Raw genomic sequence first — 25,736 nt, forward strand, 5'->3', positions numbered from 1 at the left:
AAAATGTTATATGCCTGAAAGAATGTGTGTGTGCTGCCGAAGTAAAAAGGAAAAAGAAGATTTTTTCAGAATATGCTTAGTTGACGGCAAATATATCTTTGATGAGAAAAATAAAATACAAAGTAGAGGATTTTACATATGTAAAAAATCAGAATGTATTGAAAAATTATCAAAGCATAGAAAATACAATGTTGAAACAGAAGAATTATTGAAAATGTTAAAAAAAATAGAAAAAAATAGGAAAGATATAATAGACATTTTGAGAGCTATGAAGAATTCTGAATATTTCATATTTGGAATAGATGAAAATGTCAGCGGGATAAAAAAAAATAAAGTAAAATTGTTGATTATTCCGAGAGATATTAATAAACGTTACATTGAAGAATTCGAAAAACTGAAAGAAAGATTTGATATAAAAATTATTGAAATTGATAAAAAATCCAAATTGAAAGATATTTTTTCAAAAGATGTAAATGTAATAGGTATTATTGATAAAAAAGTTGTAAACGGAATATTGAACAAAGTGGAGGTGAAACATGAAAGTACACGAATTAGCTAAACTTATGGGTTATAAAACTGCCGATTTTATTGAAGAACTGAACAAAATCGGGATTAAGAATAAAAATCATGCCAATAATAAATTAGGTGATGATGAAGTAGCAGCGGTAAAAGAAAAACTTTCAAATGATAACAGGAATAGTGAAAATGTTTCCGTGAAAAATAAACAAAACGAAGCAAAAGCACCTGAGCCTAAAGAGAATAACGTCAAAGAACATGTTATAAAAGAAAAGCTGATTTTCAGTTCGAGACCCAAGAAAACTGATAAAGCAAATGTAAGCCATAATACAAAAGAAACTTTAAAAAATAAAGAAAATCATACAGATGTCGGAATAACGGTTGAGAAAGATAATAAGACTGTAAAAGAAAACTCTGAAAAAGAAATAAATAGAGAAGAAAGATTTCAAAATAAAGATGTAAACTCTGAAAAAGAAAATACTGCAAAAGACGTAACAGATAATAAAGATGTCCCTAAAAATAATTTTAGCAAAAATGACAGAAAACAACAGAATAATAATAATAAATTCAATGACAGAAACCATGAAAATGGAAACAGATTCAACAGAAATAAGGACAATCAAGGAAACAGAGAAAGTCAAAGTCAAAATAACAAAAATTTTGATAAATCAGATAAAGGAAATTATCAAAAAAGGGACAGCAAATATAGTCAGTCAAAAGACGGAAACAGAGAACGTCAAGGAGACAGATTTAACAAAAACAGAGACAGTCAAGGAAATAGAGACGGACAAAATAACAGAAATTTTGGAAAATCTGACAGAGGAAACTATCAGAACAGAGAAAACTTTCAGAATAAAGATACTCAAGGGAACAAAGACAGAGATAACAGGGATAATAAAAGATTTGATAAAGATAAAAGGGATTTTAAAAAGAGAGATAACCGTCAGCTTTCCGACAAGGATAAAGACGATTACAGAAATGATAGAGGATTTGGAAACAGAAATAAAAAGGAAGTACCAAAAACTGATTCTCAGGGAGTTTCAGCCATAGCAGAAAAGCCTAAAACAAATACAAAGGGAAAAGCGAAATTTGATAAGAAAAAATACGAAAAAGAGAAAAAACAGAAAGAAGAAGAAAAAAAACTAAGAGAACTAAGATCAGATTTCAGAAAAGATGACAAAAAGAAAAAAAGCAAGAAAAAACAGGAAAAGGTTATGAAGGACGAAATAATAAGAATTGAAGGCGAAAGCATAGGAATGATAACGATAAATGAGGAAATTGTTATCAAAGATTTAGCGGAAAAATTAGGAATAAATGTTTCAGACATTATAAAAAAATTCTTTATGCAAGGGAAAATGCTTACTGCAAATGCAATCTTATCTTTTGAAGAAGCTGAAGAAGTGGCACTTGATTATGACGTAATCGTTGAAAAAGAGGAAATAGAAGAAATAAGTTATGGAGAAAAATATCATCTTGAAATTGAAGACAGGGAACAGGATTTGATTACAAGAGCTCCTGTTATAACGATTATGGGACACGTAGATCACGGTAAGACATCGCTACTTGACGCTTTGAGACATACAAATGTAATCGAAGGAGAAGCAGGAGGGATAACTCAAAGAATAGGAGCTTATCAAGTAAACTGGAAAGGGCAGAAAATCACATTTATTGATACTCCCGGACACGAAGCATTTACTGAAATGAGAGCCAGAGGAGCAAATATTACAGATATTTCCATATTGATAGTTGCAGCTGATGACGGAGTAAAACCTCAAACTGTGGAAGCTATTTCCCACGCCAAGGAAGCGGGAGTACCTATTATAGTAGCTATAAACAAAATAGATAAACCCGGAGCAGACCCTATGAAAGTCAGAACGGAATTGACAGAATACGGTTTGATGTCTCCTGATTGGGGAGGAAATACGGAGTTTGTGGAAATTTCAGCCAAACAGAAGATAAATCTTGAAGAGTTGTTGGAAACAATATTGATTACCGCTGAACTACTTGAGTTGAAAGCAAATCCTAAAAAGAGAGCCAAAGCCGTAGTTGTCGAATCCAGACTTGACCCTAAAATGGGAGCTGTCGCGGATATATTAATTCAGGAAGGTGAATTGAAAATAGGAGATATATTCGTAGCGGGAGAAGCTCACGGTAGAGTAAGGTCCATGGTAGATGACAGAGGAAATAAAATCGAAAAAGGAGTTTTATCCCAACCTGTTGAAATTACAGGATTTAGTGATGTTCCTAATGCAGGAGATGTCCTTTACGGAGTAAATAATGATAAACAGGCTAAAAAAATTGTTGAAGACTTTATAAAAGAGAAAAAAGTAAATGAACACAATAAAAAGAAACATATCTCGCTGGAAAGTCTATCTCAGGAACTTGAAGAACAGCAGCTTAAAGAACTTAAATGTATTATAAGGGCAGATTCCAAAGGTTCTGTTGAAGCATTAAAAGAGTCATTGCAGAAATTGTCCAATGATAAGGTTATGATAAATATTATTCAGGCAAGTGCGGGAGCTGTAACCGAAGGAGACGTAAAACTTGCTGAAGCGTCCAATGCAATAATAGTAGCATTTAACGTAAGACCTACTACCCCTGCAAGAACTGAAGCTGAAAAAACGGGAGTAGAAATTAGAAATTATAACGTAATCTATCACGTTACAGAAGAAATCGAAAAAGCGATGAAGGGAATGCTTGACCCTGAATACAAAGAAGTTTATTTCGGTAGAATAGAAGTGAAACAGGTATTTAAAATATCCAATGTCGGAAATATAGCCGGAGCTGTAGTCGTAGACGGAAAAGTAAGCAGAACTTCAAAAATAAGAATTATAAGAGACGGAATAATAATTTTTGACGGAGAACTTGAATCATTGAAGAGATTTAAAGATGATGCCAAAGAAGTTGTCATGGGACAGGAATGCGGAATTGGAATTAAAGACTTTAATGATATAAAAGAAGGCGATATAATAGAGTCATACATCTTAGAAGAAATACCAAGATAGATATTTTCGACCGGTGAAGTAAAAATTATGAGGTGAAAGTATGAACGATAGAAGAAGAAAAGGTCTTGAAAAGGAAATATCAAGAATAGTAGGAATGACACTGCTGACTGAAATCAAAAATGAGAAAATAAAAAATCTTGTTTCGATTCATAAAGTGGGACTTACTAAAGACGGAAGATATCTTGACTTGACATTTTCAGTTTTAGATCTGAAAAATAATATAAATAAAGAAAAAATCATGGAAGACCTTGAAAAAATAAAAGGCTTTCTAAGAAAAACAATAGGTTCACAATTATCAGTCAGATTTGTTCCTGAAATAAGAATTCATCTGGATGACAGTGTGGAATACGGAATAAAAATATCTTCAATACTGGACGGAATAAAGCAGAAGGACAGTGAATAATCAGTGAAATGGGAAATGAAGAATTATGATAAAAATTATCTGATTTCCAAAAGCAGAGAATTCGGTGAAAGTGAACTGATAACAAGATTACTTCTGAACAGAGATATTAATACAAAAGAAGAAGTGGAAAAATTTCTGAATTCTGATGAAAATGATTTATTAAATCCGTTTTTATTTGAACAAATGGATAAGGTTACCGACAGAATAATCAGAGCAAGGAAAAATAAAGAAAAAATAGTGATTTACGGAGATTATGATGTGGACGGTATATCTGCCGCAGCTTATCTTGTGATAGTATTCAGAAAGTTGGGAATGAATGTAGATTATTACATTCCCAACAGAGCCCACGAAGGTGTAGGGATAAATAGAAATCTTATAAAATATATGACAAAGAGGAATACAGGGTTATTTATCAGTGTCGATACAAGTATAGCGAGTGTCGAAGAAATAATGATGTTGAAAAAAAACAACATTGACATAATTATTACCGATCACCATAGGGAAGCCAAGGAAATAAAAGATTTTAATCTGCTCACCATAAATCCCAAAATAAGCAAAAATTATCCCAATAAAAATTTGTCGGGGTCAGGTGTGGCTTTCAAGCTGGCAGAAGCTGTCTACGAGAAAACAGGAGCAAATAAAAAAATACTTTATGACTATTTGGATATTGTTATGATAGGAACCGTTGCGGATGTAGTTCCTATGACTGACGAAAATAGATTTATAATAAAAAAAGGTCTCTATAATTTAAGAAAAACTAAGATAAAAGGTTTAAAATATATTTTAAATTATTTGAGAATTAATCCTGAAAATATAACTACAAGTGATATAGGATTTTATTTAGCACCTATGTTTAACGCTCTTGGAAGAGTGGACAACTCAAAAATGGTAGTTGAGTTTTTCATTCAGGAAGATGACTTTAAAATATTTGCAATAATAGAAGAAATGAAAAAAGCAAATAAAATACGCCGTTATCTGGAAATGGAAATATATAATGAAATCGAAGAAAAAATTCAGAGATTAAATAATCCTAAATATATTTTTATGAAAAGCAGAAAATGGCATTCAGGAGTTATAGGAGTTGTATGCTCAAGAATATCCATAAAATATAACATTCCCGTAATTTTAGTTTCAATAAAAAACGGATATGGAAAGGCTTCATGCAGAAGTATAGAAGGACTGAATATATTTGATATGCTGAAAGAGACTTCGGACAAATTTGAGAGATTTGGCGGTCATGATTTGGCTGCGGGATTTCTCGTATCTGAAAAATATCTAAATCAGATAGAAATATATTTAAAAAAGCGACTGCTGACTGCAAATAAATCAAATGTTGAAAAAGTGCTTCATATAGATTCCGAACTGAGCATAGAGCAGATAAATAAGAACAGGGTTCTGAATATAAACAGGCTGTCTCCTTTCGGACTGGATAATCAGGAACCGAATTTTGTAGATAGAGAGATTAAATTTGTAAGTTTTTCAAAATTCGGGATAAATAACCGTCATTTCAAAGGATTCATAAAAAAGAACGAAAGAATGATATCAGTAATAGGCTATAATTTAGGGCATAAACTGAAATTGAAAAATATCAATAAAAGATATGAGATAGTTTATACGCCTGCATTTAAATCAGTAAGAACAGATTTATTCATAGAATTGAAAATTAAAGATTTTAAAGAAAAAATAGGAGGATAAAAAATGGCAACTGTAAAAAAATTAAATGAAACAACTTATGAAGTAACTGTGGTAAAAACAGGGGATGAAGTAAAACACTTGAAAGAACATGTAATGACACATTTTAATGGTGCGAAAGTGGATGGTTTTAGACCGGGACACGTTCCTCAAAATGTACTTGAAAAAAAATATAAAAAAGAAATAGAAGATGAAATAGTGAACCATATAGTATCAGATGAATATGCAAAAGTAGTAACTGAAAATAATCTAAAACCTGTCGATAATGTAAATCTGATAAAATATGAAAATGAAGATGATAAAATAGAATTAGTATTTACAATACCTGTATTACCTGAAATAAAATTAGGAGAATATAAGGGGGTAAAAGCTGAAAAAGAAAAACTGGACATAACTGAAGAAAAACTAAATGAAGAAATAGAAAGATTAAGAGCAAATGCAGCTAAATTAAAAGAAGTTGAAGAAAAAACGGCAGCAGAATTAAATGATGTTGTAAATATTAATTTTGAAGGATTTATAGACGGAGAAGCATTTGAAGGCGGAAAAGCTGAAGGATTTGATTTGACGTTAGGGTCAAAAAGCTTTATAGATACATTTGAAGAGCAGATAACAGGCCATAAAAAAGGCGATGAATTTGATGTAAATGTTACTTTCCCTGAAAATTACGGAGCTGCAAATCTGTCAGGAAAACCTGCATTATTTAAAGTAAAAGTAAATTCAATAAAAAGAAAAGAAGAAGCTGAACTTAATGATGACCTTGCAAAAGAATTAGGATATGACTCATTAGAAGATTTAAAAAGCAAGACAAAAGAAAATCTGACAAAAAGAGAAGAAAACAGAATAGAAAGTGATTTCAGAAATAAAGTTGTAGAAAAAGTAGTAGAGAATGTATCGGTTGAAGTGCCTGAACAATTAGTACAAAAAGAAATTCAATACAGAATGAGTGAATTTGCACAGCAGCTTCAAATGCAGGGGATGTCTATAGGGCAATATTTTGAAATGACAGGACAAAATGCAGAAAAAATGAGAGAGACATTGAAAGAATCTGCTGAAAAATCCATAAAAGCACAACTTGTACTTGATGAGATTGCAAAAGTGGAAAATATTTCTGCAACAGACGAAGATGTAAATAAAGAAATAGAAAAAATGGCTGAAATGTATGGCGTAGAGAAAGACGTAATCCTAAATGATGTGAAAAAATCAGGAAATTATGCAAGATTTTTAGACAATACCAAGTATCAGATAAAAAATAGAAAAACTATCGATTTCTTAGTAAATGAAGCTAAGTAGTTTATCTGATTTATTAAAAAAAGTAAGGCAGAAAACAAAGGAGGAAAAATGTACAATCCTGTAGTTATTGAAAATGACGGTCGTGGCGAGAGAAGCTATGACATATATTCAAGATTGCTTAAAGACAGAATAATATTTCTGGGCGGAGAAATAGAAGATAATATTGCAAATTCAATAATAGCACAACTTCTATTTTTAGATGCACAGGATAAGGAAAAAGACATAGTGATGTACATAAACAGTCCGGGTGGTGTGGTAACTTCGGGATTGGCTATTTATGATACAATGAGACATATCAAGGCAGACGTGTCTACAGTATGTGTAGGGCAGGCGGCAAGTATGGGAGCAGTGCTTCTTTCAGCAGGAACTAAAGGAAAAAGATATTCCCTGCCTAATTCAAGAGTGATGATACATCAGCCGTCAGGCGGTGCGAGAGGACAGGCTACGGATATACAGATACAGGCTAAGGAAATAGAGAAACTCAAAAAAAGACTGAATGAGATTTTGTCCGAGGCAACGGGGAAAAACATAGAAGAAATATATACAGATACTGAAAGGGATAACTTTATGTCTGCGGAGGAAGCATTGACATATGGTATCATAGATAAAATATTGTAATTTTAATGAGGTGAAAAATTTTGGCAAAAAATAAACACATATGTTCATTTTGCGGTAGAGGGGAAGACGAAGTAGAAAATCTTATAGGAAGTCCTGATAATAACTCGTTTATATGCGACAGATGTATTGATGACTGTTTGGATTTGATTGATAATTATGACAGCCCTGAAAAAAAGAGCGAAAATGAAATTGTTCTGCTCAAACCGGCTGAAATAAAAGCAAAGCTCGATGATTACATAATAGGTCAGGAAACCGCAAAAAAAGTATTATCGGTAGCGGTGTATAATCATTTTAAAAGAATAAAACATAAAATGAAAAATATAGATGACGTGGAACTGCAAAAATCCAATGTGTTGCTTGTGGGTCCTACAGGAAGTGGAAAAACACTGCTTGCACAGACATTGGCAAAGATATTGAATGTACCGCTCGCCATAGCTGACGCAACAACGCTGACGGAAGCCGGATATGTGGGAGATGACGTTGAAAATGTACTTCTAAAACTTATAAAGGCTGCCGATTATGACATTGAAATGGCGGAACACGGAATAATATATATAGACGAAATTGACAAGATAGCAAGAAAGTCGGAAAATATGTCGATTACAAGGGACGTTTCAGGAGAAGGGGTTCAACAGGCGTTACTCAAGATAATAGAAGGAACGGTGGCAAGTGTTCCTCCCCAAGGCGGAAGAAAGCACCCTAATCAGGAAATGATAGAGATAAATACAAAAGATATACTGTTTATCGTAGGTGGAGCTTTTGAAGGTCTGGAAAGTAAAGTGAAAAGCAGAATAAATGAAAAAAGAGTAGGATTTGGTCTGGAAAATAACAATCAAAAACTTGATGAAATGACTTTATTTGAAAATGTACTTCCCGAAGATCTTATAAAATTCGGACTGATACCTGAATTAATAGGTAGACTTCCCATAATCACTGCATTGCATGGTTTAGATGAAGAAGCTATGATAAAAATATTGACAGAGCCTAAAAATTCATTAGTGAAACAATATAAGAAATATTTTGAAATGGAAGATATTGAACTGATTTTTGAAGATGAGGCAATAGTAGAAATAGCCAAGTTGGCGTTGAAAAGAAAAATAGGTGCGAGAGGGTTGAGATCAATTATTGAGAATGTAATGCTCGATTTGATGTATGAAATCCCTTCGATGAAAAATGTAACGAAAGTAACTATTACAAAAGAATCAATACAAGATAAAAGTAAAGTAATAATAAAAAAAGGTAAAAAGTAAAACTATCATTTTTTAAATTTGTATGTTAAAATACAATATATTATAAAACTAATTATAATATATTATACGTATAAAACAATATATAAATATTGTACAAAATACAAATATTATACAAATTTAAAAAGAAAGGGGAACTATGATAAAAAAACCATTCATTGCAACAAGGGAACTTGTAGTATTTCCGGGTGTAGTAACACCTATATTCATAGGAAGACAGGCAAGTCTGGCAAGTTTGGAAGAAGCATTGGAAAAATATGAAAATAAGCTGATACTTTCCACTCAGAAAGATGCCAACGTGGAAGACCCGAAACTGCCTGAAGATGTTTATGAAACAGGTGTCCTTGTACATGTAATACAGACGGTAAAAATGCCTAATGGGACTGTAAAAGTCCTTGTTGAGGCTAAACATAGAGTATTAATAGGGGAGTTCAGTGAAGAAAATGGCGTACAGTTTACCGAATATCAGGAGATATTCTCGAAACCGGTAGAAGAAAGTAAAGCGGAAGCATTGAAAAGAAAAGTAATAGATGAATTTTCAAATTATGCGAAAACTACCCAGAAAATATTGCCTGATGTGGTATATAATCTGAAAGAAATCAGAAATATAGATAAAGTTTTTGATTTAATCTGTACAAATCTTATGATTGCTACAAAAGCAAAACAGGAGCTTCTCGAAATACTTGATGTGGAAGAAAGGGCATACAGGATTTTGAGTATTCTTGAAAAAGAAGTGGAAATATTTACTATTGAAAAAGATATAGAATCAAAAGTAAGGGAACAGATGTCGGAAGTTCAGAAAAATTACTATCTGCGGGAAAAGATAAAAGCTATGAAAGAGGAAATGGGAGAAGATACAGATTCTGACGAAGAGCTGGAAGAGCTTGATCAGAAAGTCCATGAATCTAAAATACCACAGGAATTAAAGGATAAACTTTTCAAAGAGCTTTCAAGAATGAAAAAAATGCCTGATTTTTCAGCGGAATCTTCAGTTATAAGGTCATATGTGGAAACGGTATTGGAACTTCCGTGGGAAGAAGCCACAGAGGATGAGATAGATATTGAAAAAGCGGAAAAGATACTGAATGAAGACCATTACGGTCTGACAGAAGTGAAAGAAAGAATTTTGGAATTTCTTGCCGTGAAAAAATTGAACAACACTTTGAAAGGTTCGATTATCTGTCTTGTAGGCCCTCCGGGTGTAGGAAAGACATCGTTGGCAAACTCGGTAGCCCGTTCGATGAACAGAAAATTTACAAGATTATCTCTTGGAGGACTTAGAGATGAAGCTGAAATAAGGGGACATAGAAGAACGTATATAGGTTCGATGCCGGGAAGAATAATAAATTCATTGAAACAGGTAGGAGTAAATAATCCTGTTATGTTGTTTGATGAAATAGATAAAATGGCTTCGGACTTTAGGGGAGATCCTGCTTCTGCAATGCTCGAAGTGCTTGACCCTGCACAAAATCATACTTTTGAAGACCATTATATAGATCATCCTTTTGATTTGTCAAATGTATTCTTTATATGTACGGCAAATGATCTGGGAGGCATTCCCGGACCTCTTAGAGACAGAATGGAGATAATATCTATAGAGTCTTACACTGAATTTGAGAAGCTGAATATAGCTAAAAAATATTTAGTACCTCAAACTCAGGAAGAAAATGGACTTAAAAATTATGAGATACCGTTTTCGGACGCTTCAATATTTAAGATAATAAACGAATATACGAGGGAAGCGGGAGTAAGAAACTTAAGAAGAGAAATAAGCAAATTATTTAGAAAAATGGCTAAAGAAGCATTATTATCAGATACGAAAAAATTATCCGTTACCGAAGAAAAGATAAAAGATTATCTTGGAAATCCCAAGTTTAGAGAAGATAAAATAAAAGAAAGAACAGGAAAAATAGGAGTTGTAAACGGACTTGCATGGACAGCGGTAGGTGGAACAATGCTCGAAGTTCAGGCAGTGAAAATGGAAGGAAAAGGAAATTTACAGCTTACAGGAAAATTGGGAAGTGTAATGCAGGAGTCTGCTAAAGTTGCCTATTCTTATGTCAGACATATAAAAAATAAATTAGGTATAAAAGATAAATTTAACGAAGAAACAGATATTCATTTGCATTTTCCAGAAGGAGCAGTTCCTAAAGACGGACCGTCAGCAGGAATTACAATAACGACTGCTATAATATCCGTGCTGGCTGATAAGGAAGTCAGACAGGATATAGCGATGACAGGGGAAATAACTATAACCGGAGAAGTTCTAGCTATAGGCGGTGTAAAGGAAAAAGTAATTGCTGCCCATAGAGTAGGTATAAGGGAAGTGATTTTACCTATAGATAATAAAATAGATGTGGATGAACTGCCCGAAGAAATAAGAAAAGATATGACTTTCCATTATGCTGAAACTTATGATGATGTAAATAAAATAGTTTTTATGAAAGAAAAGAAAAAAGCAGCAAAAAAAGAAGAAAAAAATCCTAAAGAAAAGAAAAGTGCAAAAACTGAAAAAACTGCAAAATCTACAAAGTCTACAAAAAAAATTTCTAAAAAATAATTAATCGGATATACGGAAAATGATTTTAAATAATATCAAATTCCGTATATTTTTTATTTTATTCTTTAGTAAAAATATGTTACAATAAAATAAATATTAAAATTAGAAAATATATAAAACCTTGATTTGGAAATTAATAATATTTTATCTGTTGAACACACAATTATATCAATATTTAAGGAGAGAAAAGATTATGAAAGATTTATCTGAAGAAAAAAGAGGGAAATTAGTAAAAAATATTAAAGAAGAAATAGAAAATGAAAAAAAGATGCATAAATTACTTGAGCAGAAAGTATCAGAGATAACAGAAAAAAATACTAAACTGACTTTAGCTCAAAAAGCTGCGGATATGGTAGCGGATTTTGTAGGAAGCTGGAAATTTATCATATTTTTATGTATATTTTTAGCTTTGTGGATGATAATAAATATATATATCTTAATCAGGAGACCTCTTGACCCTTATCCGTTTATATTGCTCAATCTCATTTTATCATGTATTGCTGCAATACAATCTCCGCTCATAATGATGAGCCAGAACAGAAAGCAGGAAATCGACAGGCAACAAATGGAAAATGATTATAAAGTAAATCTAAAAACGGAAATCGTAATTGAAGACATTCATTACAAACTGGATGAATTGCTGGAAAGACAGGAAGAAATCATAGAAAGGATTATATATCTGGAGGGAAGAAAACCCGATTTGAGTCAAAGAAAATATTCATTAATAAAAGATATTTTTGAAAAAAAAGAAAATGAATAATATTAAGTCAATTTTAGAAAAGAGAAAAAATAAATTTATATTTAAAAAGGAGATATTACAATGAAAAATAAAGTATTTTTGGCAGTTCTGTTGTTTTGTTCTATAATGTTGTTTGGAGAAAATAACACAAAAAAAATCAATGTTGCGGTGATTTATTCAGTCAGAGGAAAAGGAGATAAATCCAGAAATGATTCTGCATACGAAGGATTAATGAGAGCAAAAAAAGATTTTGGAATTGAATTTAAAGAGTTTACACAAAAAGTATCGATCTTAGATGTCGAAGACCAGATAAAATTTCTGGCAAAAACTGAAAAATATGATTTAATAATAGGAATTCCTTATGAAATAAAACTCGGAATTGAAAGTATGGCAAAGGAATACCCAAAGCAAAAATTTGTAGTAACATATGAACGTCCTGATAATCAGCTATCCAATGTTGCAACACTTTTATTTAAAGAAGAAGAGGGAGGATTTCTTGCAGGGGCATTGGCAGCAATGATGACAAAGACATATTCTGTAGGTTTTATCGGTTCTACTCAAATTGAAAACGTAAAAAGATACGAAAAAGGATTTAAGCAGGGAGCAAAATATGTAAACAGCAAATTAGCTACAATGAGTTCCTACATTGAAGGAGAAAATCCATTTTTTGATATTCCAACTGGAAAAAAGAAAGCCGAAGAAATGATAAAAAAATATAAAACAGGGGTAATATTCCATGATGCAAGCGGAAGCGGAATAGGAATATTAAACGCAGCACAGGAAAACAAGATATTTGCCATATCTTCCGAACAGAATGAAGATAAACTCGCACCCGGAACAGTTCTGACTTCTATTATGACAGATTTGAGTGTACCTGTCTATACTATAATTAAAAATACTGTCAATGGTGATTTTCAGGGAAAGGAATACCGTTTCGGGCTTGCAGAAAATGCAATAAAAACTACTGATTTTACATATACGAAAGATATAATCGGAAAAGAAAAACTGAAAAAACTGGAAGAAATAAAAGAAATGATAAAAAACGGGAAAATAAAAGTCCAGAGATAGAAAAGAAATTAGAAAATACTACAGATAAATGCCTTGGATATTTAGAGGTATATATTCATAAAGAAGAAGAATAAAAACACAATAATAAAATTAAGGTTTTTCTGATAAAATTGAGTAAAGAATAATAATAAAAACAATAAAAGAAAATAGTAAAAAAGAAAATAGTAATGAAAGGATATTACAAATATGAAAATTTCTGATTATAAATCCTTAATCGATTATATTTCCTATAGTAATATGAAATATATAAATCCTGACAAAGCAGGTCCTGATAAAGAGAAAATGGAAACTATAAAAAAATCAGGACAGGCTGCAAGAAAAATATTTACGGAAATTGCAAAAAGTTTTGAAGAGAAACTCGAAGAATTTAAAATGCAGAAAGTCAGCGGCTGGATGAATCAGGCACAGATATGCCGTCCTTATTTCTGGGTATTTTTAAAAAAAGACAATGAAAAACGTGATGAAACGGGGATTGCGTTAAGGCTTTTTGGTGAAGGGAATGATACGGGAATTTCTTTGGAAGTAAGTTTTCTTGAAAGAGGAATAGGAAAAAATACAATCGAAAATCAGAATAAAGTTTTAGAATTACCTATAAAAAAACCGCTTTATTATTATGTGCAGATTGACGGGAAAGATTATCGGATAGAGGGGAATGAGGAAAATCGCCAAAAACTTATAAAAGACGTGGCTGATAAGAAAGTCAGAAAAGTTTTAGTTAAATATAACGTGAACAATATAATAAATTTTAAAAATTCAGATGATTTAAACAATGAATTATTAAAAGGATTTGAGTTATTACTTCCTTATTATGAAGTAACAAAATTATGAAATAATGAAATCATAAGATAATAAAATCCTTTTAAATGCAGTTGTCTCAGTAAATTATATTTATTAAAATAAAAAAAATTTATAAAAATAAAGGCTTAAAACTATTGAAAAATAGGAAAAAATCTGATATTATACTTAAAGTTTGAATATAATGGAAATTTTTAAATATAGTATCAGATAGGAGAAAATACAAATGTTCATATTTTTTTATATCAAAAATGATTATAAAACAATATTTAATAAATTTAAATTGGCAGTCTTGAATTTTCTATCTTATTTGATTTTATATTTTATTTTCAAAACAAGAATTTTTGATTTGTATTTATACGATCTATTTTCAAAAAAGAAATCTAAAAAGACACAAATTAAATTTTTAAATTTCTTGAAAATTATTACTATTTTATATATTAGAGAGAATAAAAATATTTTATTTAAATATTATTATTCTCTTTTTTTATAAATAAAAAATTTATAGGAGGCAGTAATGAACATAAAGGATATTATTTCAATGAATGATATGAGTAAGGAAGAAATCCTGAATATATTGAAAATAGCGGAAAAAATAGAAAATACCTCGGAAGAAGAAAAACTTAAATTTTTACATGGTAAAATAATTTCGACATTATTTTTTGAGCCAAGTACAAGGACAAAAATGTCATTTGAGTCGGCTGCATTGAGATTGGGAGCTGAAATATTGCATTTTCCTCCTCTTGAACTGACTTCCTTAAAAAAGGGAGAATCATTTACCGATACGATAAAAATGGTAGAATCCTATTCCGATGTTATAGTAGTAAGACATCCTTATGACGGTGCGGCAAGACTTGCGGCGAATACTTCAAAAAAACCCGTACTGAATGCGGGAGACGGCTCAAATCAACATCCAAGTCAGACTTTACTGGATTTATATACCATTCTTAAAGAAAAAGGTACTCTGAATAACATATCAATAGCTTTTGTCGGTGATTTGAAATATGGAAGAACTGTACATTCGTTGGTAAAGGCGTTAACACATTTTAATCCGAAAATATATTTTATATCTCCTGAAATACTCCAAATGCCTCAATATTTACTCGACGATTTGGATAAAAATAATGTTAAATATGAAATTTTGAAAGATTTTAGAGATTCTTTAAATAAAATAGATGTATTTTATATGACGAGAATACAGCGGGAAAGATTTCCGGACATAGAAGATTACGAAAAAGTCAAAGGGGTTTATGTGATAAATAAGGAAAATATAGTCGGAAAATGTAAAGAAAATATGATTATACTGCATCCTCTTCCAAGAGTGGATGAAATAGCGACGGATCTGGACGATACAAAATATGCTCTTTATTTTAAACAGGCTAAAAATGGAATACCTGTAAGACAGGCTATGATAATGACAGTATTGGATAAGGTAAAAGAGTATTTCTAAAAAAGAAGAATATCTTTTAAGACAATCGGAAAACTGTAAAACTACGATAAAATAGTCATTAGCAGCAAGATTATTAGTATTTTAGTAATAATATAACAATGTACTGTAAAATAAAATCAAGAAAAATAAAAATCAATAAAAATGAAAAACAGGAGAAAATAAAAATCGAAAGAAGGTAATCAATATGGAAAATAAAGTAAGAGAATTACAAATAACAGCTCTAAAAAACGGAATAGTTATAGACCATATTCCTGTTGAAAAAACATTTCCTATTGTGGAAATATTAGGTTTAAAAGACTATAACGAAGTAATAACGGTAGCGTGTAATCTGAAAAGCAGTTCATTAGGAAAAAAAGGGTTGATAAAAATAGAAGATAAAAATCTTGGAGAAAGAGAGTTAGGAGAAATCGCTTTGTTGGCTCCTGATGTAACAATAAATATTATCGAAAATTTCAAAGTTGTAAAGAAAATCAAACTGGCAATACCTAATGAGATAGTAGGACTAATAAAATGTAATAATAATAAATGTATATCAAATCATGAAGATATAGTATCAAAATTTATAAAAAAAACTGACGATAATAAAATAAAATATAAATGTTTTTATTGTGAAAGAGTGATTTCAGAAAATGAAATAGAGTTAAAAACTTTTTAGTGAAAGGGGAAATAAAATTGAATATTGAAGAAAAAGCGAAGAATAAGCTAATTGTGGCATTGGACTATAACAATCTTAAAGATGTTGAAAAAATAGTTGAAGAGCTTGGAAACTATGTAAGTATATATAAAGTCGGACTTGAGATATTTTTGAACACAAAAGGGGAAATAATAGACTATCTACATAAGAGGGGCAAAAAAATATTTTTGGATTTGAAATTTCATGATATTACAAATACTGTAAAATCTGCCTGTGAATATGCTATCAAAAAAAATGTATTTATATTTAATATACATTGCTCCAATGGGAGTAAAACGATGAAAGAAGTTTCGGAACTTTTGAAAAAGTATAATTCAAATTCACTTCTGATAGGTGTTACTGTGCTTACCAATCTCTCGGAAAGAGATATACAGGAAATGTTTAAAAGTACTGTAAATCTTGAAGAAATGGTTCTGAATATGGCAACATTGGCAAGAAACAATGGAATGCGAGGAATTGTATGTTCCTCAAATGAAGTGCAACTTATAAAAGAAAAGCTTGGAACGGATTTTATTACTGTCTGTCCGGGAATAAGACCGCAATTTGCCATAAATGGAAAAGATGACCAGAGTAGGATAATGACTCCTTATAATGCAGTAAAAAACAATGCTGATTTTCTTGTAGTCGGTAGACCGATAACAAAATCTGAAAATCCTGTAAAAGCTGCAAAGTCTATACTACAGGAAATAACGGACGCCATAAATGGAGAATAATCAAAAATTTTGTCAAATAATTTGGAGAAATAATGAAAAATAATAAAAATATGAAAAAAATAATACTTTTAAAAAACGGGAAAAATGTGTATGGTCAGAAAATAGAAATATTGATTACAGGAGAAAAAATTCAGAAAATTTCTGAAGAAATATCTGAAAAGGAAATTGAAATTTTAGGAAAAAATATCGAAATCAAGGATTTGGGAAAAAAACTCCTGATGCCCGGAATAATAGACATTCATACGCATATGAGAGATCCCGGAATAACTCATAAAGAAGATTTTGAAACAGGTTCAAGAGCGTGTGCTAAAGGCGGGATTACTACATTCTACGATATGCCGAATACTGTTCCGACTACTACGACTTTAAAAAATCTGTTATTAAAGAAAAAAGAAGCAGCTGAAAAATCCATTGTAAACTACGGATTTCATTTTGGAGGAAGCAGAAACAATAATATTGGTGAAATAAAAAATATTTTGAAAGAAAAAAGAGCAAATAGTGTAAAAATTTTTATGAATGTAACTACAGGAGAAATGCTTATAGAAGATGATGAAATATTGAAAGAAATATTTAAAAACTCAAAGCTTGTATTAGTACATGCTGAAAATGAAATGATAGATAAAGCATTGTCATTAAATGAAAAATATGGAAAAGGGGTCTATATCTGTCATATTCCTTCAAAAAAAGAGCTGATAAAAGTTATAAACGGGAAAAAAAATAGAAATGTAAATAACGAAAAACATCCTGTTTACGTGGAAGTTACTCCACATCATTTATTTCTGAATGAAAAAATAAGGGAAAGTAATGATAGAAATAAAATGCTTTTAAGAATGAAACCTGAATTGAGAACGGAAAAAGATAATCAGTTTTTATGGGAAGCATTGGTAAATGATGATATTGACACTATCGGGACTGACCATGCTCCTCATCTGATAGGAGAAAAATTTGAAAAAGTTACTTTTGGAATGCCCGGAGTGGAAACATCTTTGGGACTTATGCTGAATGCTTATAATAATGGAAAAATCCCCCTCGAAAAGATACAGAAATTAATGTGTGAAAATCCTGCCGAAATAATGAAAATAGTAAAAAGAGGAAAACTAAAAGAGGGATATTATGCAGACATTATTATAATTGATTTGGATAAGGAGTGGACTGTAAAAAACGAGGAATGTGAGAGTAAATGTAAATGGAGTCCGTATGAGGGTTGGAGATTAAAAGGAAAGAATATGATGACCATTGTAAACGGCGAAATAATCTATGAAAATGGAAAAATAAAAGATAATATAAAAAAGGGAAAGGAAGTCGAATTTTATGAATAATATTTTATTGGGAGAAAAAGTTGCAAAAGCATTATTTAGTGTAAAGGCAGTAAAAATCAGTGTGAAAGAGCCTTTTACTTTTGCTTCGGGGATAAAAAGTCCTATTTATTGTGATAACAGATATATATTAGGATTTTCCGAAGAAAGAAATATAATAATAGAAAGCTTTATTGAAAATATAGAGAAAGATGTAGATGTAATAGCGGGAGTAGCGACAGCAGGTATCCCATGGGCTTCGTTTATAGCCGACAGAATGGGAAAACCGCTCTGTTATATAAGAAATAAACCTAAAGACCACGGGAGAGGAAAACAGATAGAGGGAGCGGAAGTAAAAGGAAAGAAAGTAGTTGTAATAGAAGACTTGATTACTACAGGGAAAAGCAGTCTTATAGCTGTGGATATTTTACAAAAAGAGGGAGTTAAGGAATTGGAGGTAAAATCCATTTTTTCATACGGCTTTAAGGAAGCAGAAGAAAATTATAAAAAATATAATTGTAAATTTAGCTCTCTCTCCAATTTTGATACATTAATAAAGTTACTGGAGCAATCAAAATATCTTACAGAAAATGAAGCCAAAACGGCTCTTGAATGGAGTAAAAATCCTGAGGGGTGGAGTAAGTAAAAATTAAAATAAAGTATTTAAATAATATATTTATTTTCTGAAATTATTTTTATGATAATTTCAGATTTTTACTTGATTTTTACGTAAATTTATTATATATTTAAATTAAAAGGTAGTTGCTTAGGTTCATATAAATTATATTAATAATAAGGAGAGATGAAGATATGAGAATAACTAAAATAAACGGTGTAAGTCATTACAAAAAACAAGATAAAGGTGTTTTAAAGGAAAAGTGGCAAGATTTAGATAAGGGAGAGCAAAGAAAAAAAATTGAAGAACGATACAATAAACAAATTGAAAGTAAAATTTATAAAGAATTTTTTAGATTGAAAGATGGAAAAAGAATAACAAGAGAAGAAAAAGATCAAAATATAAAATCTCTTTATTTTTTTATAGAAGAACTGTATTTGAGTAAAAAAAATGAAGAATGGGAATTAAAAAATATAAATTTAGAAATATTAGATGATAAAGAAAGAATAATAAAAGGTTATAAATTTAAAGAAGATGTGTATTTTTTTAAAGAAGGAGATAAAAAGTATTATCTTAGAACATTATTGAATAATTTAATAGAAAAAATTCAAAATGAAAATAGAGATAAAGTTAGAAAAAATAAGGAATTTTCAGATTTAAAAGAAATATTTAAAAAATATAAGGATAGAAAAATAAAATTACTATTAGAATCAATTAATAATAATAAAATAAATTTAGAATATAAAAAAGAAAATGTGAATGAAGAAATTTATGGAATTAACCCTACAAATGATAGAGAAATGACTTTTTATGAGTTATTGAAAGAAATAATAGAAAAAAAAGATGAGCAAAAGTCAATTTTAGAAGAAAAATTAGATAATTTTGATATTACTAATTTTTTGGAAAATATTGAAAAAATATTTAACGAAGAAACAGAAATAAATATTATAAAAGGAAAAGTTTTAAATGAACTTAGAGAATATATCAGAGAAAAAGAAGAAAATAACAGTGATTACAAATTGAAGCAGATATATAATTTAGAACTAAAAAAATATATTGAAAATAATTTTTCGTATAAAAAACAAAAATCAAAATCTAAAAATGGTAAAAATGATTATTTATATTTGAATTTTTTAAAAAAAATAATGTTTATAGAAGAAGTTGATGAGAAAAAAGGAATAAATAAAGAAAAATTTAAAAATAAAATAAACAGTAATTTTAAAAATTTATTTGTTCAACATATATTAGATTATGGAAAATTACTTTATTATAAAGAAAATGACGAGTATATAAAAAATACAGGACAATTAGAAACAAAAGATTTGGAATATATAAAAACTAAGGAAACTTTAATTAGAAAAATGGCAGTGTTAGTTTCATTTGCAGCTAATAGTTATTATAATTTATTTGGAAGAACAGAAAATAACATTCTAACCCAAGAAATTTCTGATGATCTCTTATTAGGAAAGGTTGAAAATGAGAGATATATAAAAGGAGAAAGAAATAGAAAATATGTATTTAAAGAAAAAATGCTAAATTATTTTTTTAACTCTGAAATCTTTGGTGATAATAAAATAGTAGAGGTATTAAATGCAATTTCTAGTTCTATATATAATATTAGAAATGGTGTAAATCATTTTGATAAAATGGTTTTAGGGAAATATAATAATGGATTAGATTTAAAGGATTCTGATACTATAAAAGATTATTTTAACTTTAAGAAAAAAGAAATACAGCAAGATTTAAAGGATAGATTCATATCTAATAATTTACAATATTATTATACAGAAAATGAAATAAAAAAATACTTTGAAAAATATAAATTTGAAATATTAAAAACAAAAGCATCTTTTGCCCCTAATTTTAAAAGAATTTTGATAAAAGGAGAAAATTTATCAATTTCGGAAAGCAATAATAGTTATGAATTTTTTAAGGCATATTCAGAAAGCAGTGATAAAAATACTGAATATAATGAGTTTATGAAAACCCGAAATTTTCTGTTAAAAGAATTATATTATAATAATTTTTATACAGAATTCTTAAATAATAAAGCAAAATTTAAAGAAGCAGTAGAAAAAGTCAAAAAAAATAAAAAAAGGAGAGGAGGAAAAAGTTATGATGTGATAGGAAATTATAATTTTTCAGATAATATTCCAGAATATATTTCGTATATTCATAAATCAGAAATGGAAAGAATTGAAATTAATACTGAAAAAAATAGAAAGGATACTTCAAAACATATTAGAGATTTTATTGAAGAAGTATTTTTAGAAGGGTTCATTAAATATTTGGATAATAATAATTTCAAATTTTTAAAAAAGAGAAATGAAGTAGATAAAGAACGAAAAGAAATTGTCAGAAATTTAAATATACAAATAGAAGGGTTAGACATATTAAATGAAAACGATAGCGAAATCTTGAATTTATACTTATTCTTTAACATGATAGATAATAAAAGAATTTCAGAATTTAGGAATGATATGATTAAGTACAAACAATTTTTAGCAAAAAGACAAAATACAGAGAATAAATTTCTTGAAATTGATATAGAAAAAATAGAAGCAATAATTGAATTTGTGATAATAACAAAAGAAAAACTTGAAATATTAGAAGGCGAAACTAAAGAACAAGAGAAAGATAATATGAATGCATTATTTAATAAATTTTATAGTTCTGCATCAGAATATGATGAAAAATTAAGAAAATTTATTGAAGAAGCAATTTTGGATGACAAAAAAAATACTCCTTTTTATTCAACAGATGGAAAAACTCCAATAGTTCATGGCAATTTAGAAAAAATGAGAAAATATGGAACAGAAAATTTTCTTTCTAAAGTTTTGAAAGATAACAAATATACACTAAACAATATGACAACAAAAGAAAAGTTTGAAGCTGAAGTAAGTGATGAATTAAAAGAATACAAAATCTTAGAAAAAGTAAATAGATTTAAGGAGAATGGGAAACCTAAAAAAGTAATAGAATACTATAATGATTGTAGATGTTATTTACATAAAGAATGGATTGAAAAGAAAAAAAGTGAAGAAGAATTTGAACATAAAGAAATTTATAAAAAAATTATAGAAGAAATTAGAAAATATAATTATTTAGAAAATAAAGAAAAACTCCAAAATGTGTATTTGTTACATGAAATATTATCTGATTTATTGGCAAGAAATGTGGCATTTTTGAATAAGTGGGAAAGAGATTTTAAGTTTATAGTTATAGCAATAAAACAATTTTTAAAAGAAGATGATAAAGAAAAAGTAAATAAATTTTTAAATCCTTGTAAGCCTGATGGTAGTAAAGATAATTTTTCTGTAACAAATTATAGAAATAAAATGAAATCAGTAATAAATAAAATACATGAAAATTTTATGAGTTTATTATTTTTAAATGATAATTTGGCAATTAGGGAAATAACAGCAGATAATTTTACTTGGGGAAATTTAAGAAATTATATAGCACACTTTGAATATTTACACAAAGAAAAAGATACTATTAGTTTTCTAAATCAGGCTAATTTATTAGTAAAATTGTTTTCATATGATAAAAAAGTACAAAATCATATACTAAAATCGACAAAGACTTTATTAGAAAAATATAATATTCAAATAAATTTTGAAATTTCAAATGACAAAAATGAAGTATTTAAATATAAAATTAAAAATCGACTTTATTCTAAAAAAGGGAAAATGTTAGGAAAAAATAATAAATTTGAAATTTTAGAGAATGAATTTCTCGAAAATGTAAAAGCAATGCTTGAATATTCAGAATAAGGAGTTTGAAGAAAAATGTCCAGTATAGTTCATATAACAAGAGCTGACGATTTGTCAATATCGAATAATCAGCTTGTAATGATTGATGAAGATAATAATGATGAGAAAAATAAGATTTCTTTGAATGATATATCAGCAATAGTCATTGAAAACTGTCATTGTAAGATAAGTGCTATTTTGCAGTTAAGATTGATTGAAAATAATATTCCTATTATAATTTGTAATGAGAAACATCAACCTGAAATTCATTCATTGGGATTATTTAACCATTTTCAGATAACATTGAGAATAAATGAACAGATTGAATGGTCGGAAAATAAAAAAGAAAAATTATGGACTAAAGTAATAGAAAATAAAATTGAAAATCAAAAATTATTGTTGAAGTATTTAGAAAAAAGTGATATTTCTATAGCAAGATTAGAAACATACAAAGAAAATCTGAAAAAAGATGATGTAAGTGCAGAACATCAGGAAGCAATCGCTTCAAGAATTTATTTTCAGGAATTATACAGTAATAAATTTAAAAGATTTGATGAAGACGGTGTAAATTCAGCTCTTAATTATGGTTATATGATATTAAGAGCCATAATATCATCAAAAATAGTAGCTAAAGGTTTTCACCCAAGTTTGGGGCTGCACCACAAATCACAATTTAATGCGTATAATTTTTCAGACGATATAATAGAAATTTTTCGACCTATGGTAGATTATTTGGTTTATATGAATAAAGATATTTTAAATGAAGCAAGATTAAGTAAAGAAATAAGGCAAAAAATGTTACTGGTAGCTCAACAAAAAGTATTATTTAAAAACAAAAAATATGATTTTTCTCAAGTAATTGACTATTATTTAGACAGTATAAGAAATTATTTTTTAAAAGATGAAGAAGTGATAATACCAATGTTAAGTGTGAATGACTATGAATATTGAATATATAGGGCTACTTATGTATGATATGCCTATGCAGACTGATATAGAAATACTGGAATATAAAAATTTTAGAAAAAAACTAATAGAAAAAGGATATTATCAGCTTCAGAAATCAGTATATATTGTGAGGTCAAAAACAAAAGAGAAAATCGAATTGGCAGAAAAGCAGCTAACAATGCTGGCTCCTAAAAATTCTTCTATAAGGTCTATTATCTTAACAGAAGAACAGTTTCAAAAAATGAAAGTAATATCAGGTGATACAACACTTGGAGAAAAAATTTTAAATGATAAAAATAAAATATTAGAATTTTAAAAAGTCTTAAAATATGGTATAATAATCATAAGGGGATGCGTCTATATCATTTAATAAGGAGAGATAACTTTTGAAAATAATGGAAATACAAGTAAAAAAAGAAAAAAATATAAATAATATCCTATCAGATGAAAATTAAGGATGGGATATAGACCACCCCAATATCAAAGGGGACTAAAACATAAATGATTAATATAATAGCTGCAATTGTCAGATATAGACCACCCCAATATCAAAGGGGACTAAAACAGTAAAATCAATCCTCTTTTCATCTTACATTCGATATAGACCACCCCAATATCAAAGGGGACTAAAACATAAATATTTGTTTTTTACTACTATTTACTTTGATATAGACCACCCCAATATCAAAGGGGACTAAAACCTTGCAAATAATAAAATATCCTCGATTCTATTGATATAGACCACCCCAATATCAAAGGGGACTAAAACTTTTCCACCATCACGGTTAGTAATCTTATCTCGATATAGACCACCCCAATATCAAAGGGGACTAAAACGCTTCTTCATTATGTAATTTACTCTCATAATTGATATAGACCACCCCAATATCAAAGGGGACTAAAACTCTTAGAACTGTTCCGTCTTTGCAAACTTTCGGATATAGACCACCCCAATATCAAAGGGGACTAAAACTTAGGAATATATTCTCTTGTTTCCTTTATATTGATATAGACCACCCAATATCAGAGGAGATTAAAACTTTAAGGGATAATTTTGACATTTAGAAAAGACTTTAGATTCAGATGAGGATTTGGAAAAAATTAATTGAAGAGTATTGATCAAATAAAAATTAAATAAATAAACAAATAAATAGATAAAAAGGAGATAAATTATGAAAAAAATAATTTTATTAATACCAATGTTATTGCTTGTCAGCTGTAGTGCATTTAAAGAAGAATTTATAGATTCAACTCATAAATCTTCATATTCTTATGAAGAGCCGGGTCGTTATGATAGTAGTTTCAATTAAAATATTAATTTTAAATAATGAAAAAAAACAAAGAAAACAGTAAGTTTTTTTAGAAAATTAATTAGAAAATTAAATAGTAAAATTTTTTATCAGAAAATAAATTTAAAACTTGATTTTAAGAAAACGTAGGGTATAATATAGATTAGAAAGAGAGAATTTTGGAATTCATATGACAATTCATATATATGATAAAAGGAGAAAAAAATGAAAAAAATAATTCTGCTACTGTTTATTGTTACGAATGTACTTACTTTTAGTGCTTTAAAAGACCCTTTTAAAGATGAAAAATTTGAATATGTATTTAAAAATGTACCTGAAATTTTTGGAGGAGATTTTCGTTGTAAATTTATAATTAAACAAGTTTTATTGAGGTCTTATCATATTGACAATAATAATAAAGAAATGATAGATACTTTCAACGAATCATTGAAAACATACGGTAGAATAATACAGATTGAAGGGGAATTTGGCAGTGAAACCAATCCTATAGCCGTTACTGACAGATATTATGCTAAGAATTGCTTTATTCCTGAGAAAAAATGGATAGATTATATAAATTCCCCCGCGTTAAATGAATATTTTAAAATGATAGAAAAATATGGAAAAAAATAATATTTCTTTATATATTCCATTTAACAAGGGATAACAAAAACACTTTAAAATAGCATATTACAATACATTTTATAATAAAATGCATATAAAAGATTGTGAAAATAGGATTATAAATTTTTTAATCCTATTTTTATTTATAATATTTTTATAAAATACACTATTATGATATTTTTTCATAGAAAATTCTAATCAAATATGTTATAATACTACAAAAAAGGAAGTGATTATTTTGATAAATTTAGTTGTTTTTACTAATGATAAATATAAGTTATTAAAATTTCTATATGATAATCAAATAGAAATAAAAAATAACAAATATATAGCATTATCACAACAAGAGATAGCAGATAGCTTACATTTTTCTAAAAATAAAACTAATAAAATAATGCAAGAACTTAAAAAAGATAACT

At 28.9% G+C, this 25,736-nt stretch carries 22 protein-coding genes and 1 CRISPR repeat array; all 22 genes read left to right on the forward strand.

Annotation, left to right across the window (positions count from 1 at the left end; genetic code table 11):
• Nucleotides 1–10: 10 nt before the first annotated feature.
• On the forward strand, nt 11–559 hold the full coding sequence (locus ACO5J6_RS06380; RefSeq protein ID WP_485642820.1) for a DUF448 domain-containing protein: 549 nt from the start codon (nt 11–13) through the stop codon (nt 557–559).
• On the forward strand, nt 537–3,521 hold the full coding sequence (gene infB, locus ACO5J6_RS06385) for a translation initiation factor IF-2 (protein ID WP_485642822.1): 2,985 nt from the start codon (nt 537–539) through the stop codon (nt 3,519–3,521). Before ACO5J6_RS06380 ends, infB begins: the two co-directional genes overlap by 23 nt.
• A gap of 40 nt (nt 3,522–3,561) precedes the next feature.
• Nucleotides 3,562–3,924 carry a 30S ribosome-binding factor RbfA gene (gene rbfA / locus ACO5J6_RS06390; protein WP_485642824.1) on the forward strand — a complete coding sequence of 121 codons (363 nt, stop codon included), beginning with the start codon at nt 3,562–3,564 and terminating at the stop codon, nt 3,922–3,924.
• A gap of 3 nt (nt 3,925–3,927) precedes the next feature.
• On the forward strand, nt 3,928–5,619 hold the full coding sequence (recJ, locus tag ACO5J6_RS06395) for a single-stranded-DNA-specific exonuclease RecJ (protein ID WP_485642825.1): 1,692 nt from the start codon (nt 3,928–3,930) through the stop codon (nt 5,617–5,619).
• A gap of 3 nt (nt 5,620–5,622) precedes the next feature.
• The gene (tig, locus tag ACO5J6_RS06400) at nt 5,623–6,906 is read left to right on the forward strand and encodes a trigger factor (RefSeq protein ID WP_485642827.1); all 1,284 of its coding nucleotides are present in this window, start codon (nt 5,623–5,625) and stop codon (nt 6,904–6,906) included.
• A 48-nt stretch (nt 6,907–6,954) separates the two neighbouring features.
• The gene (gene clpP / locus ACO5J6_RS06405; RefSeq protein ID WP_485642829.1) at nt 6,955–7,524 is read left to right on the forward strand and encodes an ATP-dependent Clp endopeptidase proteolytic subunit ClpP; all 570 of its coding nucleotides are present in this window, start codon (nt 6,955–6,957) and stop codon (nt 7,522–7,524) included.
• Between the two features lie 20 nt (nt 7,525–7,544).
• Nucleotides 7,545–8,774 (forward strand): ATP-dependent Clp protease ATP-binding subunit ClpX, encoded by a 1,230-nt coding sequence (clpX, locus tag ACO5J6_RS06410; RefSeq protein WP_485642830.1) that lies wholly within the window; start codon nt 7,545–7,547, stop codon nt 8,772–8,774.
• A gap of 136 nt (nt 8,775–8,910) precedes the next feature.
• Nucleotides 8,911–11,331 (forward strand): endopeptidase La, encoded by a 2,421-nt coding sequence (lon, locus tag ACO5J6_RS06415; RefSeq protein WP_485642832.1) that lies wholly within the window; start codon nt 8,911–8,913, stop codon nt 11,329–11,331.
• A 193-nt stretch (nt 11,332–11,524) separates the two neighbouring features.
• Entirely contained in the window at nt 11,525–12,091 is a 567-nt protein-coding gene (locus ACO5J6_RS06420) for a DUF1003 domain-containing protein (RefSeq protein WP_485642834.1), read from the forward strand.
• A gap of 60 nt (nt 12,092–12,151) precedes the next feature.
• Complete coding sequence (locus tag ACO5J6_RS06425) at nt 12,152–13,138, forward strand: BMP family ABC transporter substrate-binding protein (protein WP_485642836.1); 987 nt, start codon at nt 12,152–12,154, stop codon at nt 13,136–13,138.
• A gap of 186 nt (nt 13,139–13,324) precedes the next feature.
• Entirely contained in the window at nt 13,325–13,966 is a 642-nt protein-coding gene (locus tag ACO5J6_RS06430) for a sakacin A production response regulator (RefSeq protein ID WP_485642838.1), read from the forward strand.
• A gap of 490 nt (nt 13,967–14,456) precedes the next feature.
• Nucleotides 14,457–15,383, forward strand: a complete 927-nt coding sequence (pyrB, locus tag ACO5J6_RS06435; RefSeq protein ID WP_485642852.1) for an aspartate carbamoyltransferase — start codon at nt 14,457–14,459, stop codon at nt 15,381–15,383.
• Nucleotides 15,384–15,567: 184 nt separating this feature from the next.
• A complete protein-coding gene (pyrI, locus tag ACO5J6_RS06440; protein ID WP_485642839.1) occupies nt 15,568–16,038 on the forward strand; it encodes an aspartate carbamoyltransferase regulatory subunit in 471 nt (156 codons plus the stop codon).
• Nucleotides 16,039–16,049: 11 nt separating this feature from the next.
• A complete protein-coding gene (gene pyrF, locus ACO5J6_RS06445; RefSeq protein ID WP_485642853.1) occupies nt 16,050–16,790 on the forward strand; it encodes an orotidine-5'-phosphate decarboxylase in 741 nt (246 codons plus the stop codon).
• A gap of 32 nt (nt 16,791–16,822) precedes the next feature.
• Nucleotides 16,823–18,109, forward strand: coding sequence for a dihydroorotase (locus ACO5J6_RS06450; protein ID WP_485642841.1), 1,287 nt, complete (start codon nt 16,823–16,825; stop codon nt 18,107–18,109).
• Nucleotides 18,102–18,731: an orotate phosphoribosyltransferase gene (pyrE, locus tag ACO5J6_RS06455; protein ID WP_485642843.1), complete on the forward strand. Its 630-nt coding sequence runs from the start codon at nt 18,102–18,104 to the stop codon at nt 18,729–18,731. The genes ACO5J6_RS06450 and pyrE overlap by 8 nt, the downstream gene beginning before the upstream one ends.
• 164 nt (nt 18,732–18,895) lie before the next feature.
• A complete protein-coding gene (cas13a, locus tag ACO5J6_RS06460; RefSeq protein WP_485642844.1) occupies nt 18,896–22,477 on the forward strand; it encodes a type VI-A CRISPR-associated RNA-guided ribonuclease Cas13a in 3,582 nt (1,193 codons plus the stop codon).
• Nucleotides 22,478–22,492: 15 nt separating this feature from the next.
• Nucleotides 22,493–23,407 carry a type II CRISPR-associated endonuclease Cas1 gene (gene cas1 / locus ACO5J6_RS06465; RefSeq protein WP_485642845.1) on the forward strand — a complete coding sequence of 305 codons (915 nt, stop codon included), beginning with the start codon at nt 22,493–22,495 and terminating at the stop codon, nt 23,405–23,407.
• Nucleotides 23,397–23,720 carry a CRISPR-associated endonuclease Cas2 gene (gene cas2, locus ACO5J6_RS06470; RefSeq protein WP_485642846.1) on the forward strand — a complete coding sequence of 108 codons (324 nt, stop codon included), beginning with the start codon at nt 23,397–23,399 and terminating at the stop codon, nt 23,718–23,720. The genes cas1 and cas2 overlap by 11 nt, the downstream gene beginning before the upstream one ends.
• Nucleotides 23,721–23,865: 145 nt before the next feature.
• Nucleotides 23,866–24,377: a CRISPR direct-repeat array (repeat unit 36 nt; unit sequence GATATAGACCACCCCAATATCAAAGGGGACTAAAAC).
• Nucleotides 24,378–24,576: 199 nt separating this feature from the next.
• Nucleotides 24,577–24,714: a hypothetical protein gene (locus ACO5J6_RS06475; protein ID WP_485642847.1), complete on the forward strand. Its 138-nt coding sequence runs from the start codon at nt 24,577–24,579 to the stop codon at nt 24,712–24,714.
• A 204-nt stretch (nt 24,715–24,918) separates the two neighbouring features.
• Complete coding sequence (locus ACO5J6_RS06480) at nt 24,919–25,326, forward strand: hypothetical protein (protein WP_485642848.1); 408 nt, start codon at nt 24,919–24,921, stop codon at nt 25,324–25,326.
• Between the two features lie 229 nt (nt 25,327–25,555).
• The coding region (locus ACO5J6_RS06485; RefSeq protein ID WP_485642849.1) for a helix-turn-helix domain-containing protein at nt 25,556–25,736 on the forward strand (181 nt) is incomplete at its 3' end.

It is taken from the genome of Pseudoleptotrichia sp. (assembly GCF_057270515.1).